Genomic DNA, 16225 nt, shown 5'->3' on the forward strand with positions numbered 1-16225 from the left:
AAAGGAGTGGGTATGCGCTGGAGTGAGGAAGGGTTCAACCATCTACTTCACCTACGTTTGGATTGGGTAAACGGAAGATTTGATGACCAACTCTTCTCCCCCCAATAACTAAATACGCCCGGTTGGATGCAGCGAGTACCATCAGTTCACTAACGGAATCCCGAGGAATATCATCGGGATCAAACACGACCGGAACCTTAATTTTACTATGTGGCGGAACTTGTACAAGCACAGGAACCCCCGACGCCGACACTTACCTGTAATCAAGCAACACGATCACAGCAAACCTAGTGCTCGTACCGGTCGGGTTGTTCAGATACATATTGAAGCGAATGCTTCCATGAGCATCTTGCTCTAGGATGGTAAACCCAGGTTCAGGTGCATCACTGTCATCCGAACCAAGAAACAGGAAGTTGCTCCAATTATCTGATTCCTCTAAAACGCAATCGATTGGCTGCGTGAAAACTACCTGCCGAGTAGCCCGTCAACTCGGCAGGTAGCGATTTGAAGCAATTCACAGCACGGATGAAATACTTTAAGAAAGTTAAGGGTTTCGCTTTTTGCTACGGCCGGCCTGGTGTGGGCAAATGACATGTATTCGTGCCTTCTCAAGCCAAATCAATGCGCAATTGTTTCATGTGGTCTATCTTGTTGTTTCTCCGATCTGATGGTGATGGACTTCAATTGCAACTTGTGTATCGGCCTTGGTCTTGCGCCGAAGAACAAGAAGGTGAACATGTTTCATAGCCTCCGGGACCATATCGTTAACCTCATATGTCATAAAAGCCAGACCCCATTCATTATTTTGGATGAGGGCCAGTTTCTGGGTGGGGCCATTTTGAATGAATTACGGATGCTCTTCAACTTCCAGATGGACTCTTAAAACTATGCCATGGTTCTTTTGTGCGGACAGCCGTTGATCCTAAACCAAATCAACCTGCAGCATGTTCACGAACCACTTCGGCAAAGGATAGTGGTACATCACAAGTTTAGGGGTTTGGAACCCGGCGAAATTGAGGAGTTTTTAACCGCTCTACTTATGTTAGGCACCACATTATTTGAGACAAAAACTGCATGATTCAAGCACATTAAATGCCATACTCGGAGTAAGACCTAAGTCGTTTAGACGCGGGTCTTTTTTTGTTTGCTGGACAAGGAATAACGAGATAGAGTGCGGAATTACTAGCAAATTGGAATCGGAGCATGGGGCACCGCGGAAAAAGACAAAAAGACGTTGGCTACGCTATCTTTTTCCGCCACAAGACCCCACTCCCCTAAGGGAGATGATACATCTTGAAAATACCAAATATAAAAGGCCAGGTCAAGTACTACGAGGATGAAAAATTCAGCCAGATACGGAACAAGAAGTGCATCTGCTGTGGTATCCCTATGTATAGGCACGGTACGTACAAGCGTTTCGCTGCTATCGGAGGGAAAAAGGTAAGAGTGCTTGTCGCGCGGTTCTATTGTCGTGTTTGCAAAAAGAAGTGTTCCGCTTTACCCAGCTTTCTTCGTGCTTACAGTATTATACCGGAAGTGGTAGTGGAATTCGTCCGAGAGCAATACCAGCGATATGGCCAATCAATTAGGTCTTTGGCGAGGGAACTGGGGTTTGCTAGAACCACGATCCGATGATTTGTGCGCGTTTAGAGTTGACCTGAATGGGACCGATGAACAGATTTAACTAACGCACCAGCCACCCATAGTCCCGTCTGCAATCAATGACATAATCCACGTATACAGTCTGATCTCTGATCTGATATAGAACTAGATACCATTTCTCCACAAACATCTTGTGGTACTTATTCGAAGGAATAAACTCCGCCTCGAAAAACGGAAAACGATCTGGCATTGTATACAAGGAACGAATGGCGTTCATAAGGTCAGTTCTCGTTTTATAGGCGGCTCTGGGACTTTTTTGTGCCAGAAAGCGAACATGGGCTGCTAACATCTGACGGGCACGGTCCGAGACAAGTATCCTATACTTAGGTTGTTTTTCCATGTTCCACCTCAGCAATAATGCTTCCTAGGTAATCATCTAGTTCGTCCGGTGTACTCCCCATACGACCCGCTAGACGATCTTCCTCAACGGCCAATAGCTCCTCCCTCAATCTTAGCATTTTCTCGCGTCTGCTAAACGCCTCTATATCCATAACCACAAGATCACCCACGCCGTTCTTCGTTAGATATACCGGTTCACCAGATGACTTACATAAAGCCGCAATTTCATTATAGTTCTGCCGGATGCTTGCGGATGGTCTAATCTGCATGGTATCAGCTCCTCATAGTAGTATTCTAACTATATTATACTCATTGTATGCCATGATATCAACCGGTACCCCACTGTACAGCTACCCCTCTTTGTCATTACTTTTACCCGTAAATCCTTTCTAATGTGCTATTCCAAAGGACGGGGGAACTGACCGCCACGGACTCTGAAATCATCCAGGGGAAAGTCTTGCGGACTACTACTACTGAAATGAATCCATAAGACTAGTATACCTCCTGTGCCTAGCAAGGTATCTGAATTGACCGGAATACGCATTTACAATACCTTATCCAAGGAAACCAAGGCCAAATATGATGAAAAGGCATTATGTGTTAGTGTCGGAAGTCCTCGTTACGGACCAGTGAGGACGCTCTTGCTGGCTGCCGGAAGGTGCGGAACTCACGGAGTCAGTGCAAACCTGGCCTAATGGTCTAGATACGCCATTAGGTCGTCTGTTTGGTGACAGCGAGTTGTCCCCTGGGCAGTGGCAGAGGGTGGCCCTTGTTCGTGGTCTATGAGGGATGCGGCGACTACGGTTCTGGATGAACCCACTGTTTCACTGGACCCACTTATGGAGGCTGAGATCTTCCGCAAGTTCATGGATATAGGTGAGGGTAAGACCACCGTGATTGTCTCGCATAGAATCGATTCGGCAAGGCTTGCCGATCAGATCATGGTGCTTACTAAGGGTTAGATCGCTGAACAGGGTACGCGTACCGAGCTTTTCCACTAAAAGGGTAAGTACGCCAAACTGTATCATTTACAGGCCAGCTGGTACGTACTAGAACCTTTGGTGCAACACCATTGAGGGCGACTAGTTTTTACGGATATTGGGCCTGTCCAATGGTTATTAGGGCAATGCTTTACTCTTGTTTGGTGCGGTGCTCGGTGGAGCGGAATTCCACCTCTTCTTACTAAGTCGCTCCTTACATGATTCTCCAATCAAAAGCATCCTAACGACCTCTCGAACTCTGCGTTGCGAACGCAGCGCTCTAATCTGCCGCACCCTGGACAGGATTTGTCATTTGGCGCCATGACATGGGCACTTTCCGGAACTTGGATAGGAGAAGTTGCCGGGGACGTGGGCAAGCTAAAGGATAGACCACTGGGAACCTGCTAGGAGGAAGCCATGTCCAAGACCATTGATGAAGGGCTAATCTCAACTCTGATCCGTCGGCTGGAGAAATTGGCCACATCCATGGAAAAGGCTAGTGTTGCTGAGTACATAGAACTGTACCGTAATCCACGACGTATCATGTATCTTAACTTCGTTGCGGGAGTTGTGCGGGGTTTTGGAATTGCAGTCGGCTTTACGGTAGTGGGAGCGGTTTTTCTCCTGTTACTTACTCGTCTTGCTTCCTTAAATCTACCAGTGATCGGAGATTATATTGCGCAGCTTACTAAGATCGTCATGGAAAGACTAGCTACAGCACCGTAAAACAGGAGGTATCTGTCATGAATCAACTATCTCATGAGGAATTGATGAAACTAAAGAGTCAATTGGTTGCCTACCAACACCAACTGCAGAACAGAATTGCGGGAATTCAAGCCGGGCTAACACAGAGTATGACCCAATCGGTGGGTGAGCTTTCTGCCTACGACCAACATACCTCGGATTTAGGAGCAGAAATGTTTGAACGGAGTAAGGATTTAGGACTAAAGGATAACCTAAACGTGCTTGCCGGAAAGGTGCAAGATGCCCTAGAGGCCATAGAAGAGGGTTCCTATGGGGTTTGTGATGGTTGCGGTCAACCGATTGATTCCGATCGGCTCCGGGCCATTCCCTATACTACCTTGTGTTATGGGTGCAGTGAGAGATTGCCCGATGGAGACAGACGTCCTGTAGAGGAGGAAGTGCTAAAACCTCCCTTCGGGAGAAGTTTCAAGGATGGACAAGACTATACTGGGTACGATGGAGAAGACGCCTGGCAAGAGCTTGCCCGGTGGGGTAATGCCAACTCGCCCCAGGATGTACCCCCAGCGGTAGATGTCAGTCAGGCCTATGTAGATGCTGACGAACTCCAAGGTATAGTGGAAGAAGTCGAAGGACTAAGCAGAAGGCCCCAGCATTGAATAAGCTAGGAATATGTGCTAAAATATTTTAGGCCTGTACTGGCTATTCCAACATTGTTTGGGCATCTTCACCGAAATTACTTTGCCGGGGGTAGGGGATATGCTATATGCGGTTATTGGGGCAATGGTAGTCATTTTGGATCAGGTGACTAAGCTTTTGGTGCAGTCCAAGATGCATGTGGGGCAGTCCATCAAAGTGCTCCACCCGGTACTATATTTTACCTATGTGAAGAATCCAGGAGCAGCCTTTGGTATTTTCCCCGCTGGCTCCTTTTTATTTGTGATTATTACCTTCGTGGTCCTTGCAGGCGTCCTTTGGTATCTATACCGAGCCCGACCTAAAGATCCGCGTCTTCTCTGGGGGATTGTTTTTTGTGCCAGCGGTGCTTTGGGAAACGTGATTGATCGTCTGCGAATTGGCAAAGTAGTAGATTTCATTGATGTCCGGATTTGGCCAATTTTCAATGTCGCAGACATGGCGATTGTTCTCGGGGTTATTCTTGTACTCCTATATACCTTAAAGCAGCCTAGCAGTAAGGCTACTGTAGAATGAACGGTGGTGAGACGGTAATTTGCACGATCTTGATCCTGCGGTAATGATTGTTTCTACTTCAGACAGCAACAAACAGCGTCTGGATATTTTTTTGACCAGGCACCCCCAAATTCCGTCTCGTTCCGTGGCACGGCGGCTGATCGATGAAGGCAAAGTGTTAGTCAACGGCGCAGTTTGCAAACCGAGTTACCGAACGAGTTACGGGGACCAGGTGGAAGTGTACATTCCCCGGGCCCGGGTGGTGGAGTTAGAGCCCCAAGATATCCCATTGGATATTATCTATGAAGATGAGGATTTGTTGCTAGTTAACAAACCAGCAGGGATGGTGGTACACCCAGCTCCGGGTAATGAGACGGGGACTTTAGTAAATGCTTTGTTGGCCCACTGCCAAGAGCTATCGCAAATAGGTGGTATAAAACGCCCAGGGATCGTACATCGTCTGGATAAAGACACCTCGGGACTCTTGATTGTGGCCAAGAACGATAGGGCCCATATGGGCCTGGCGGAGCAGATGAAGTTGCGCACAGTACGCCGTGTGTATTGGGCATTGGTGCAAGGACAGGTCAGTTTAGATCAAGGGAAGATCGAAGCACCCATTGGACGACACTTCCTTGATCGCAGGAAGATGGCAGTAAGGTATGCCGGGGGACGAAACGCGATTACATACTATTACGTTAAAGAACGATTCTGTCATTTTACCCGGATAGATGCGCAGATCATCACCGGACGGACCCACCAAATCCGCGTGCACCTGGCCTTCATCAACCATCCCATCGTGGGGGATACAAAGTACGGTGGAGGGGTGTTTAATTTGGGCCTGCAAAGGCAGGCGCTCCATGCAGCTGAACTTGAGTTTACCCATCCCTGTACGGGAAAACTGCTGCGGTTTAATGCTCCCTTACCCGAGGATCTTAAGGGTGTGATGGGGATTTTGCGCGGGCCAAGGTCAAAGGAGGAGCAAGGATGTTAAGATTTAAGAGACAAGTCTTAGATGAGAGGGAAATGGATCGGGTCTTAGATCGCATTACCCATCAGATCCTAGAGCGAAGCGGTGGGGTGGAGAATCTTGTGGTGATAGGGATTCGCACTCGGGGCGTGCCCTTAGCGAAGCGTTTAGTGCAAAAGCTGGAAGCTGTGGAGGAAAGAGAGGTTCCCTTCGGGATCCTAGACATTAACCTTTACCGTGATGATCTTTCCCTAGCATCGGCCCAGCCAGTTATTCGCACCACCGATGTGCCCTTCGATATTAATGGTAAAGTTGTAGTATTGGTGGATGATGTGCTGTTCACCGGTAGAACCGTGCGCTCAGCCCTTGATGCTCTAATTGATTTAGGTCGGCCTCGGGCAATCCAATTGGCCGTGCTTGTTGATCGGGGCCACCGGGAGCTACCGATTAGTGCTGACTTTGTAGGAAAAGAAGTACCGACTGCTAAAAATGAGGTTGTGAAGGTCTGCTTAGCCGAGATCGATGGTCAAGATGCGGTAAACTTGATGGAAAGATGCTGAAGGAGGGGTTGGTGTGGGATTACGCGGTAAGGATCTGCTCGGGTTACAACCTTTGACACCGGAGGAGATCCAGTTAATCTTAGAAACAGCCAAACCTTGCAAACAGATTCTAACCAGGGCTGTCAAGAAAACACCAGCCCTCCGAGGAAAGGTGGTCGCCAATCTGTTCTATGAACCTAGCACCCGGACTCGGAATTCCTTTGAGATGGCGGCAAAGGCCATGAGTGCCGATGTGATTAACGTGGCCGTGGCCCAAAGTAGTGTGCAAAAGGGAGAAAGCCTTCTTGACACAGCGAAAACGCTATGTGCCCTAGGAACAGACGTGATCATTTTGCGCCATTATGCGGCGGGTTCTTCCACTTTTTTGGCCCGGGAGGTGGATGTTAGTGTGATCAATGCCGGAGATGGCTGGCACGAACATCCTACCCAAGCCCTACTGGACCTATTTACGATTCAGGAACACAAGAAGCAGATTGAAGGCCTGCGGGTTCTAATCATCGGGGACATTTTACATAGTCGGGTGGCCCGATCAAATATTTGGGGGTTGTCTAAGCTGGGTGCTGATGTTTTTATAGCTGGTCCGCCCACCCTGATCCCTGCGGATATTGGAAAACTAGGTGTTAAGGTCGTCTATGATTTGGACAAGTTCTTGCCTAGTATGGATGTAGTTAACCTGCTCCGGGTACAAAAGGAGCGGCATCATCGGGTGGCCTTTCCGTCTATACGGGATTATGTCAGTACCTTTGGCCTACACCGGGAACGTCTAGATTTCTTGCGTGATGATTGCTTGATTTTGCATCCCGGACCAACTAATCTGGGGGTAGAACTGAGTCCTGTTGTGGCAGACGACCCCCGGGCAGTGATTACCGAGCAGGTTACCAATGGTGTAGCGGTACGTATGGCCCTTTTGTATTTGCTTTTGGCGGGAGGTAGAATAGATGAGCCTGTTGATTAAAAACGCCTTGGTCATTGACCCGATTACAAATCTGGATCGGGTTTTGCTAGACATTTACATTGAGGATCAACAGATTGTGCAGATTGCACCTAGGATTGAGGAAATACCCGGGATGGAGGTATATGATGCTCATGGTCTTTGGGCGGCACCGGGGCTTGTGGATATCCATGTGCATCTGCGTCAGCCCGGGCGAGAGGATAAGGAGACCGTAAGAACCGGTACCTTGGCCGCAGCGGCGGGTGGGTTTGCTGCTGTTGCCTGTATGCCTAACACTCACCCAGTTCTTGACGGGGAGACCGTCTTAGGGTTTTTGCAGCAGGTTATTCAACAAGACGCCGTGGTTGATGTATACCCGATTGGTGCTATTAGCAAGGGACTCCAAGGTGAGGAACTAGCAGAGCTTACGGAGATGGCTAAAGCCGGTGTTCGGGCCTTCTCCGATGATGGACATTGTGTTAACGATGGTTTCTTGATGCGCCAGGCGCTGGAATATGCCAAAATGCTAGATGTGCCCTTGATCTGTCATGCGGAGGATGCGAAACTAGCCGATGGTGGAGTGATGCACGAGGGGTATTGGTCTACGGTATTGGGTTTACCACCCATTAGTCCCGTTGCGGAGGAAGCCATCATTGCCCGGGACTTGCTTTTGGCAGAGAAGATCGGCGCACGATTACATATTGCCCATGTGAGCACCGCAGGCTCTGTGGACTTACTCCGCTGGGGGAAGGCGCGCGGAATCAGAGTTACTGGAGAGGTGACCCCCCATCATTTGACCTTGACCGACGAGGCGGTCAGTACCTTTGATACTAACACCAAGGTCAATCCGCCCTTACGATCTATTGAGGATGTACAGGCTGTACGTCGGGGACTGGCCGATGGGACTATTGATTGTATTGCATCGGACCACGCACCCCATACCAGAGAGGAGAAGGAGCAGGAGTACATTCATGCACCCTTCGGCCTGATTGGTCTGGAGACAACGGTACCGGTGGTGATGTCTGAACTGGTGGGTCGGGGACATTTGGCGCCGCTGCGGGCGGTTGAAGCCCTCTCGACGAAACCGGCCAGTATTTTAGGCTTGGAGCCCTTTTCCATTGCGCCGGGTAGGATTGCCAACATCACACTGATTGATCCTAACCTGGAGAAGACCGTAAAGCCCGATGAATTCTACAGCAAAAGCTGTAATACCCCCTTTGCCGACAAGAGACTAAAGGGCTGGCCCAAGGCTTTGATCTATCATGGACAGATAATTATGCGGGATGGTGTTGTGGGTGATTAGTTTCTCAGATCGTCTAGATCAGAAGATTACGGAAAAGCAAAGCCATGTGGTGGTGGGACTGGATCCCCGCTGGCACTTGATTCCTGAGTATCTTAAGCAGGAGGCAACCAAACAGTTTGGTCAAGGACCGGAAGCGATCAAGGAGGTCTTGTTCCAGTTCGGCTTGGGGATTATGGAAGCTGTGGCTGAGTATGCTGTGGCTATTAAACCCCAGTTTGCCTTTTTTGAACAGTTCGGTCCCTGGGGGATGCTCGCCTTGCAGGAGTTAGTCTTGGAGGCGGGAAAGCTCGGACTTCTGGTAATTGGTGATGGAAAGAGAAACGATATTGGTTCCACAGCAGAGGCCTATGCCAATGCCTACCTCGGGAAGGTAGACATCTTTGAACAGAAGACCCAAGTATGGTCTATGGACGCATTAACGGTTAACGCTTATCTTGGGGTAGATGGAGTACGCCCCTTTATTAATGTTGCCAAAGAACATGGTAACGGCCTATTTGTTCTGCTTAGAACCTCGAACCCCTCTGCCAGTGACTTTCAGGATCTCACCTGTGCCAAAGGAAAGGCCTATGAGGCGGTGGCAGCAAAGGTGGCAGAATGGGTGGTCGGGGAAGAAATGGGCCAATGCGGTTACAGTTTTATTGGTGTAGTGGTTGGGGCTACCTATCCTGATGATGCAAAGAGACTACGAGAGTTATTGCCCCATTGCATCTTTTTGGTGCCTGGATATGGAGCCCAGGGGGCCGGTGCTTTGGAGGTATTGCCCTGTTTTGATGAGAACGGGAAAGGTGCTGTGGTAAACTCAGCCCGGGATATCATTTTTGCTTATACGAAGCCTGCCTATGCTGAATATGGGGAGCGCAACTTTGCTGATGCGGCCCGCCAGGCAGCAAAAACTATGCGGGATGACTTACTACGGGTTGTGGGTTAAGTGGGGGATGAACTGATGCAAAGGGAATACTCAGGACTGCTTGTGGAAAATTACAAAGTGGCTGAAGACTGCCATCTGTTTACGATTGAAAGTAGAGATCTTAAAGATGCAGAACCGGGGCAGTTTATCCATGTATTGCCACGGGCAGGGCACCAAGTACCTGTATCGAGTGATCCCCTGCTACGGCGTCCAATTAGCATCTACGATATAGACGAGGAACAAAAGACCCTAAAGATCCTGTTTCGGGTGGTGGGAAGGGGAACCAAGGCTTTAAGTATGCTATCTCCTGGGGAACTCATTGATTTCCTTGGACCCATCGGTAGAGGTTTCGAACTCCCCACCACAGGGGGATGCGAACTGGCCCTTGTGGGAGGCGGAATCGGTTTGGCCCCATTATTTTTGTTGGCCCGTCGGTTGATCCAGGCCGGTCACCGGGTGCGGGCATTCTTTGGCTTTCGAAGCCAAGCCGATTGCATCGATGTAGGTCCCTTTAGTGAAATTGGCTGTGCTGTAGAGGTATTCACGGAAGATGGTTCCCTCGGTGTTCAAGGATTCCCCACGCAGGGGTTAGTCGAAGCCCTACCGGGTCTAGATGGCGTTTACGCCTGTGGTCCTGTGGGCATGTTGGCCGCGGTGGCACGATTTGCGAGGGACCTGCCTTGCCAAGTCTCCATGGAAGAACGAATGGGATGTGGGGTAGGTGCGTGCCTTGCCTGTGCCTGTAAAGTCAAAGGTCAAAAGGGCTATGTACGGGTATGTGTGGACGGTCCTGTATTTAATGCGGCCGAGATAGACTTTGATCACTTACTGGGAAAACAGCGTTGAAGGAGGGATGAACGGATGCATCCTTAAGGGGGCATCCGTTTGATTGCATGAAACCTGATTTGTCTATTCAGATCGGCGCGCTATCCTTGATTAATCCGGTAATGCCAGCATCGGGTACCTTTGGTAGTGGGCGGGAATATGGCCAATACTTCCCACTGGATCTTTTGGGGGCAATTGTGGTCAATGGGGTAACCTTAGAACCAAAGGAAGGTAATCGGCCGAGGCGGATCACCGAAACCCCCAGTGGGATGCTCAATGCTATCGGACTGCAAAATGCGGGTGTGACCTCCTTTATTGAAGAAGACCTTCCCTTTCTTAGAGAATGGGATGTACCGGTGGTTGTTAATATCTCGGGCAATACCGCAAGGGAGTATGGTCAGTTGGCCGAGATGCTCAGCGATGCAGCTGGGGTTGCGGGAATTGAAGTTAACATTTCCTGCCCCAACGTGAAGGCCGGGGGTATGGCCTTTGGCACCAGTGCCAGTATGGCAGCTGAAGTGACAGAGCTTGTGCGTAGATCCACTAAGCTGCCGGTTATTGTGAAACTATCGCCCAATGTAACCAGTGTGAAAGAGATTGCCCGAGCGGTGGAGGAAGCCGGTGCCGATGCCGTCTCTTTGATCAATACCCTCTTAGGGATGCAAATTGATCTTAAGTACCGCCGTCCAGTGCTGGGTAATACCATGGGGGGACTTTCCGGTCCGGCGGTTCGACCTATTGCAGTAAGGATGGTCTATGAGGTGTATAAAGAGCTCTCGATCCCGATTATTGGTATGGGAGGCATTGACAGTACCGAAGCAGCTCTGGAGATGATTTTGGCCGGGGCCAGTGCTGTTGCCGTTGGTACGGCGAATTTCGTAGATCCCTTCACTATGCCGAAGATTATTGCGGGTTTGGAGAAATACTTGCAAGATCACGGCATAGATAATATACGAGTGCTAATTGGTGCAGCACATCAAGAAGGGGGTTAGCAAAGTGAATCTAAAGGTATTTTTTCTTGCTTTTGGCACGCTTTTCCTAGCAGAGTTAGGGGACAAAACACAACTAGCGGTATTTACCCTTGCCGCCCAATACAAATCGCCCTGGCTCGTATTCGCCGGTGCTTCCCTAGGACTTTTGACGGTAACTCTAATTAGCACATTCATTGGGCAGACGATTGTCAGATACATTCCTGCAGCGTATATTCAATTGGCGGCAGGTATCTTGTTTGTGGTTTTGGGAGTCGGTATCCTCTTGGGTGCCGCCCGGGACATGTTCGCATAAGGGGGACTTACAGTGGGGATCGTATTCCAGATCTTTTGGATTATCATTGTCGTCTCTGCATTTTTACCGATGTTCAAGCAGCGCCGGCTGGAGAGGGCTCGGCTTACGCTGCATCGGTCCATCGAAAAGGAGCGGGGAAGTCGCCTAATTACTCTAATTCATCGTCAGGAGTCTATGAGCTTTCTGGGATTTGCCCTCCGACGGTTTATTGATATAGAGGACTCGGAGCAGATTCTGCGGGCGATTCGTTTTACCCCGGCCAATATGCCCATTGATTTAATACTACATACACCGGGCGGTTTAGTGTTGGCCTCGGAGCAAATTGCCAATGCCATCAAGCGTCACCCGGGGAAAGTAACGGTGTTTATTCCCCATTACGCCATGTCAGGGGGAGTGTTAATCGCCCTTGCTGCCGATGAAATTGTGGTGGATGAGAACGCAGTCCTTGGTCCCGTTGATCCACAAATAGGGAGTTACCCGGCAGCATCTGTGGTTAAGGTATTGGAGCAGAAGGACGTCAACAGGATTGACGATGAGACACTGATTCTCATTGACGTGGCGAAGAAGGCCCTATCCCAAGTAGAGCAAACGGTGTTTGATATCCTCAAGGATAAACTCGATGAAGGTAAGGCTAAAGAGCTAGCGGCCTTGCTTAGTCAAGGACACTGGACCCATGATTATACGTTGTCCTGCCAGAAGCTGCAGGAACTGGGCCTGAATGTCATCTGTGGGCTGCCCCGTCGTATCTATGAGCTGATGGATCTATATCCTCAGCCAGCGCAAAGAAGATCTTCGGTTGAGTACATCCCTGTCCCCTACCGGGGGGGAGAATCGGAGTCCGCTGAGGGTAACTCGGATAGTTTAAGAGTCTGGTATAAGTAATATACTTGGGTGAACGTTGGAGGGAGTAGGATGACAAAGGAAGTTTTAGTAGGGATTGTAATGGGATCCGACTCGGATCTGCCTGTGATGGCTGATGCCGCATCTTTTCTAGATGAGGTAGGGGTAGGCTATGAAATGCGGATTATCTCTGCCCATCGCACCCCGGATTTGGCCTTGGAGTATGCCAGGACTGCTGCAGAACGTGGTTTGAAGCTAATCATCGCTGGAGCGGGTAAAGCCGCCCATTTGGCGGGGGTCCTTGCAGCCTATACCCATCTACCAGTGATTGGTGTGCCAATCCTAAGCAGTACCCTGGCGGGGACTGATGCGTTGTATTCCATCGTACAGATGCCCACCGGCATTCCCGTGGCGTGCGTTGCCATTAACGGGGCAAAGAACGCGGCGATCTTAGCTTGTCAGATTCTTGGTACCGCTGATGATGTCATGGCGGCGACGGTAAAGAGGTTTAAGCGGGGGCTAGCCGATGAGGTCAGGGCCAAGGATCAGAAACTGCAAGAGCGGGGTTGGCGTGCCTACACCGAGTAAAGGGTTCTTGTAGCAGGGAATCTTTCCTGATTTGTGGAATGACTGTCCTAAAGTCTCGTTGAGGTGGTGGACTTAATGGACTCAGGAGATCTTTCCTTGTGGGTAGCCTTTGGCGCGGGAGTAGCCTCGTTTTTCTCACCCTGTGTCTTACCTTAGTACCAAGTTATCTAAGCTATTTGACCGGCTATTCAGCCGGGGAACTGGCCTACAGCAAGAAGCTTGATCAGCTCTTCACCAATGCAGTTGCTTTTGTGGTTGGGTTTAGCTTTGTCTTTACGCTCCTTGGTTTTCCCATGAGTTTCATTGGCCAGTGTTTGCTTGTTAACCTTGTGACTTTTCGTAAGGTGGCTGGGGTATTCATCGTTGTTTTTGGGTTGTATACTGCGGGGTGTTTCGGCTTCATCCCCTCCTTAAAGAGAGGCGGGCTGGCTATGTTTTAAAGGGTATGAGCATCTTCAACTCCTTTCCCCTGGGGGTGGCCTTCTCCTTTGGCTGGACTCCCTGTGTAGGTCCTATCCTTGGTTCTATTTTCATGTTTGCGGCGATGGGTGGGGCCATATCTAGAGGGGGACTTCTACCTATTCCTTTGGGCTGGCACTACCTTTCTTGGTTACGGCCCTAGGGGCTTCTTTTTTGCCACCCCATCTGCGCCGCTTTCATAAGCATCTAAGAACCGCAGAGATTGTCACGGGTGCTAGTGGGGATTTTGGTTTATACGGATTACTTTGCAATTCTATCAGCAGGATGAGAGGAAGATAGACTGTTGGAGCATGCGCTAGCGGTTAAGGGGATCGGTAAAAGCTATGAAAAGCGCCGGGTGGTGGATGATATATCCTTTGAGGTTTACCCCGGTGAGATCATGGCCTTGCTTGGACCTAACGGAGCAGGGAAGACGACGATCATCCGGATTATCATGGGCATTGTGGGCCCGGATGAGGGAGACATCGGCTTTAGTTTGGGTTCGGGGGAGCGCTCAAAAACTATTGTGAAGAGCAAGGTTGGATATATGCCCGAGGAACGGGGATTGTATCGGGAATCCAAAGTCATGGATGTTTTGGTGTTCTTAGCCGGTTTGAAAGGGGTACCGAAGAACCTAGCAAGGAAGAGGGCACAGAGTTGGTTAGCCCGCTTTGGACTTGAGGACTATGCCGATGCCAAGGTACAGGAATTATCCAAGGGTATGGCCCAACGGATCCAGTTTATCGCTACTGTGCTGCATGAACCGAGTTTGGTGGTACTAGATGAGCCTTTTTCTGGCTTAGATCCCGTGAGCCAGGACATTTTCCTGGAGGAGATCCGGCGCCTAGCCCAAGGGGGTACCGCTGTGCTCCTTTGCAGTCACCAGATGAACCTGGTGGAGGCGGTAAGTCATCGCATTTTCTTGATTAATCGAGGCCAAAAGGTTCTCTATGGTCCCTTACAGGATATTAAGGCCCAATATGGGAACTACCGGGTCAATATGGTGATAGAAGGCGATAACAGTCAGTTATTCCGGCATCCTTTGGTAGCGGAGCACGACCAGAAGGATAATCGGTTGATGTTGTTGCTGCAGGATGGTGTCGAGCCGGCTGAGTTTGTCTCAACTTTGGATCCGGACCTTCCCATTGAGGAGATGTCCATTTCCCGCATTTCCCTCCACGATATTTTCGTTAGGATCGCCAGTGGGGAGGCGGCAATATGAACGGTACCCGACAAATCATGATGTGGGAGATCATGCGGAACCTACGGAACAAGCAGTTTCTACTAGGACTGATTCTCACCCCTTTGATTATCGTTGTCTTTGCTGGGATTCCCCTGCTGATAGAGAAGCTGGAGAAGCCAGAGATCGATACCTATGTTGTTTTTGATGAACTAGGCCTTCTCGGTACCCTAGTGCAGTTGACGGAAAGCAGTAACATCGAAGTGAAGGGTTATGACGGGGAGGACTTGGCTGGCTATGCAGAGGAGATAAAGGCAAAGGGCTATTTTACCCTGACAGAGTCCTTCATCGAGACTGGTAGTGTGACAGTGCATATGGAAAAACCCCAGGGTATCGAGAAGCTACAAGCTCTATTGACTGCCCTGCTGCAAAATACCCGGATCCAGCAATCCGGAATAGACCCAAACTTGATCCAAAGATTAAGTGCTCCCTGTCAGGTGATCCCGGCTTATCCTAACGGTGATGCCGCAAAGCAGGCGCGGAACATGCTTGTATCGATGGTGCTTACGATACTGGTCGTTATCTTGATTCTCGCTACCGGTGGTATGCTTCTATATAGTGCCCTACAGGAAAAACGGGACCGGATGGCGGAGGTGGTACTATCCTCGATTAGTCCCTTGGAGCTGATGCAGGGAAAGATCCTTGGCAACTTCGTACTGGGAGTTATTCAGTTTGGTCTATGGTTACTCTTAGGTGTGGGAGTAGCCAAATTTGGCTTCCACTTCCCTGTGGAGGAGTATATCGTGTGGCAACAGCTTCCAGTACTACTTGTCTTTGGACTGCTTGGTTATCTGCTGTACGCGTCGCTTTTTGTTGGGTTGGGTGCCACCATGGAGGATGTGCAAAGTGCAGGTAGCCTGCAAGGTCTGGCCTTTGCCTTGCCTAGTATTGGAGCCATCTTTATTGGCCCAGTAATCCAAAATCCCGATGGAATGATTGCGACGATAGTAAGCTTGTTTCCCTTTACTAGTCCGTGGATTGTGATGATGCGTTCCGGTTTAACGGTGGTTCCCCTTTGGGAGCTGCTATTAAGTGCTGGGATTCTGTTGATTACCACCGTGCTCGTGATGTTCGCCGCGGCCAAGATCTTTCGTGTGGGGATGCTTATGTATGGGAAGACCGCCACTCCTAAAGAGATCTGGAAGTGGTTTAGATATGAATAGACACAGACTGCCGATACCATGGGGTTTTGCCGGAGTAGTTTTGTTTGACAAAACTAGTAGTGTTTGCTAAACTGAAGGCGCCAAAGCTGGTTAGAATTCCGGCTTCGGGAGAAGAATAACTATGAAAGTGCATCTAGGGTTCCGCCTGTTTTAGGGACTGTGACCGAGTGATGCAGGCATGCTTTTTTAATGCCACACCTTAGCGGGATAAAAACCCTGGCGGGCAGGTTTCATGGAAATAGACCGTGCCTGCCTTTTTTTATATTAATTTTGCTAAAGGCCAA

Annotated in this window: 19 protein-coding genes; 17 read left to right on the forward strand and 2 right to left on the reverse strand. The window is 49.7% G+C overall.

What is annotated here, in order from left to right:
- Positions 1-1684: 1684 nt before the first annotated feature.
- Together M0Q40_01850 and M0Q40_01855 are read right to left on the reverse strand one after the other, a co-directional pair.
- The gene (locus M0Q40_01850) at positions 1685-2002 is read right to left on the reverse strand and encodes a type II toxin-antitoxin system RelE/ParE family toxin (GenBank protein MCK9221365.1); all 318 of its coding nucleotides are present in this window, start codon (positions 2000-2002) and stop codon (positions 1685-1687) included.
- Positions 1986-2270 (reverse strand): type II toxin-antitoxin system Phd/YefM family antitoxin, encoded by a 285-nt coding sequence (locus tag M0Q40_01855; protein MCK9221366.1) that lies wholly within the window; start codon positions 2268-2270, stop codon positions 1986-1988. The genes M0Q40_01850 and M0Q40_01855 overlap by 17 nt, the downstream gene beginning before the upstream one ends.
- 483 nt (positions 2271-2753) lie before the next feature.
- Here M0Q40_01855 and M0Q40_01860 point away from each other — a divergent pair, with 483 nt between their 5' ends.
- The 17 genes from M0Q40_01860 (at position 2754) to M0Q40_01940 (ending at position 15941) form a co-directional block, all read left to right on the forward strand.
- On the forward strand, positions 2754-2963 hold the full coding sequence (locus M0Q40_01860; GenBank protein MCK9221367.1) for a hypothetical protein: 210 nt from the start codon (positions 2754-2756) through the stop codon (positions 2961-2963).
- A 435-nt stretch (positions 2964-3398) separates the two neighbouring features.
- Positions 3399-3707 carry a DUF5665 domain-containing protein gene (locus M0Q40_01865; protein MCK9221368.1) on the forward strand — a complete coding sequence of 103 codons (309 nt, stop codon included), beginning with the start codon at positions 3399-3401 and terminating at the stop codon, positions 3705-3707.
- 17 nt (positions 3708-3724) lie between these two features.
- A complete protein-coding gene (locus tag M0Q40_01870) occupies positions 3725-4342 on the forward strand; it encodes a TraR/DksA C4-type zinc finger protein (protein ID MCK9221369.1) in 618 nt (205 codons plus the stop codon).
- Positions 4343-4442: 100 nt separating this feature from the next.
- Positions 4443-4895, forward strand: coding sequence for a signal peptidase II (gene lspA, locus M0Q40_01875; protein MCK9221370.1), 453 nt, complete (start codon positions 4443-4445; stop codon positions 4893-4895).
- 19 nt (positions 4896-4914) lie between these two features.
- Complete coding sequence (locus M0Q40_01880; protein MCK9221371.1) at positions 4915-5865, forward strand: RluA family pseudouridine synthase; 951 nt, start codon at positions 4915-4917, stop codon at positions 5863-5865.
- On the forward strand, positions 5859-6401 hold the full coding sequence (gene pyrR, locus M0Q40_01885) for a bifunctional pyr operon transcriptional regulator/uracil phosphoribosyltransferase PyrR (GenBank protein MCK9221372.1): 543 nt from the start codon (positions 5859-5861) through the stop codon (positions 6399-6401). Before M0Q40_01880 ends, pyrR begins: the two co-directional genes overlap by 7 nt.
- Positions 6402-6414: 13 nt before the next feature.
- Positions 6415-7356: an aspartate carbamoyltransferase catalytic subunit gene (locus M0Q40_01890; protein ID MCK9221373.1), complete on the forward strand. Its 942-nt coding sequence runs from the start codon at positions 6415-6417 to the stop codon at positions 7354-7356.
- Complete coding sequence (locus M0Q40_01895; GenBank protein ID MCK9221374.1) at positions 7340-8635, forward strand: dihydroorotase; 1296 nt, start codon at positions 7340-7342, stop codon at positions 8633-8635. Before M0Q40_01890 ends, M0Q40_01895 begins: the two co-directional genes overlap by 17 nt.
- Positions 8628-9563, forward strand: a complete 936-nt coding sequence (gene pyrF, locus M0Q40_01900) for an orotidine-5'-phosphate decarboxylase (GenBank protein ID MCK9221375.1) — start codon at positions 8628-8630, stop codon at positions 9561-9563. Before M0Q40_01895 ends, pyrF begins: the two co-directional genes overlap by 8 nt.
- Positions 9564-9578: 15 nt before the next feature.
- Entirely contained in the window at positions 9579-10388 is an 810-nt protein-coding gene (locus tag M0Q40_01905) for a dihydroorotate dehydrogenase electron transfer subunit (GenBank protein MCK9221376.1), read from the forward strand.
- A 47-nt stretch (positions 10389-10435) separates the two neighbouring features.
- Positions 10436-11359: a dihydroorotate dehydrogenase gene (locus tag M0Q40_01910; GenBank protein ID MCK9221377.1), complete on the forward strand. Its 924-nt coding sequence runs from the start codon at positions 10436-10438 to the stop codon at positions 11357-11359.
- 4 nt (positions 11360-11363) lie between these two features.
- Positions 11364-11651 (forward strand): TMEM165/GDT1 family protein, encoded by a 288-nt coding sequence (locus M0Q40_01915; GenBank protein MCK9221378.1) that lies wholly within the window; start codon positions 11364-11366, stop codon positions 11649-11651.
- A 12-nt stretch (positions 11652-11663) separates the two neighbouring features.
- The gene (locus tag M0Q40_01920; protein ID MCK9221379.1) at positions 11664-12533 is read left to right on the forward strand and encodes an ATP-dependent Clp protease proteolytic subunit; all 870 of its coding nucleotides are present in this window, start codon (positions 11664-11666) and stop codon (positions 12531-12533) included.
- A gap of 30 nt (positions 12534-12563) precedes the next feature.
- Positions 12564-13079 carry a 5-(carboxyamino)imidazole ribonucleotide mutase gene (gene purE / locus M0Q40_01925; GenBank protein ID MCK9221380.1) on the forward strand — a complete coding sequence of 172 codons (516 nt, stop codon included), beginning with the start codon at positions 12564-12566 and terminating at the stop codon, positions 13077-13079.
- Positions 13080-13177: 98 nt separating this feature from the next.
- Positions 13178-13519, forward strand: coding sequence for a cytochrome c biogenesis protein CcdA (locus M0Q40_01930; GenBank protein MCK9221381.1), 342 nt, complete (start codon positions 13178-13180; stop codon positions 13517-13519).
- Positions 13520-13842: 323 nt separating this feature from the next.
- On the forward strand, positions 13843-14760 hold the full coding sequence (locus M0Q40_01935) for an ATP-binding cassette domain-containing protein (protein MCK9221382.1): 918 nt from the start codon (positions 13843-13845) through the stop codon (positions 14758-14760).
- The gene (locus M0Q40_01940) at positions 14757-15941 is read left to right on the forward strand and encodes an ABC transporter permease (GenBank protein ID MCK9221383.1); all 1185 of its coding nucleotides are present in this window, start codon (positions 14757-14759) and stop codon (positions 15939-15941) included. The genes M0Q40_01935 and M0Q40_01940 overlap by 4 nt, the downstream gene beginning before the upstream one ends.
- The last annotated feature ends 284 nt before the right edge of the window (positions 15942-16225 follow it).

The organism is Limnochordia bacterium (genome assembly GCA_023230925.1).
GTDB lineage: Bacteria > Bacillota > Limnochordia > DUMW01 > DUMW01 > JALNWK01.

Bases quoted from the DNA above. Each gene is read 5' to 3' on its own strand.
- M0Q40_01850 (MCK9221365.1), bottom strand. From the start codon at position 2,002: ATGGAAAAACAACCTAAGTATAGGATACTTGTCTCGGACCGTGCCCGT.
- M0Q40_01855 (MCK9221366.1), bottom strand. From the start codon at position 2,270: ATGCAGATTAGACCATCCGCAAGCATCCGGCAGAACTATAATGAAATT.
- M0Q40_01865 (MCK9221368.1), top strand. From the start codon at position 3,399: ATGTCCAAGACCATTGATGAAGGGCTAATCTCAACTCTGATCCGTCGG.
- M0Q40_01870 (MCK9221369.1), top strand. From the start codon at position 3,725: ATGAATCAACTATCTCATGAGGAATTGATGAAACTAAAGAGTCAATTG.
- lspA (MCK9221370.1), top strand. From the start codon at position 4,443: ATGCTATATGCGGTTATTGGGGCAATGGTAGTCATTTTGGATCAGGTG.
- pyrR (MCK9221372.1), top strand. From the start codon at position 5,859: ATGTTAAGATTTAAGAGACAAGTCTTAGATGAGAGGGAAATGGATCGG.
- M0Q40_01895 (MCK9221374.1), top strand. From the start codon at position 7,340: ATGAGCCTGTTGATTAAAAACGCCTTGGTCATTGACCCGATTACAAAT.
- M0Q40_01905 (MCK9221376.1), top strand. From the start codon at position 9,579: ATGCAAAGGGAATACTCAGGACTGCTTGTGGAAAATTACAAAGTGGCT.
- M0Q40_01910 (MCK9221377.1), top strand. From the start codon at position 10,436: ATGAAACCTGATTTGTCTATTCAGATCGGCGCGCTATCCTTGATTAAT.
- purE (MCK9221380.1), top strand. From the start codon at position 12,564: ATGACAAAGGAAGTTTTAGTAGGGATTGTAATGGGATCCGACTCGGAT.
- M0Q40_01940 (MCK9221383.1), top strand. From the start codon at position 14,757: ATGAACGGTACCCGACAAATCATGATGTGGGAGATCATGCGGAACCTA.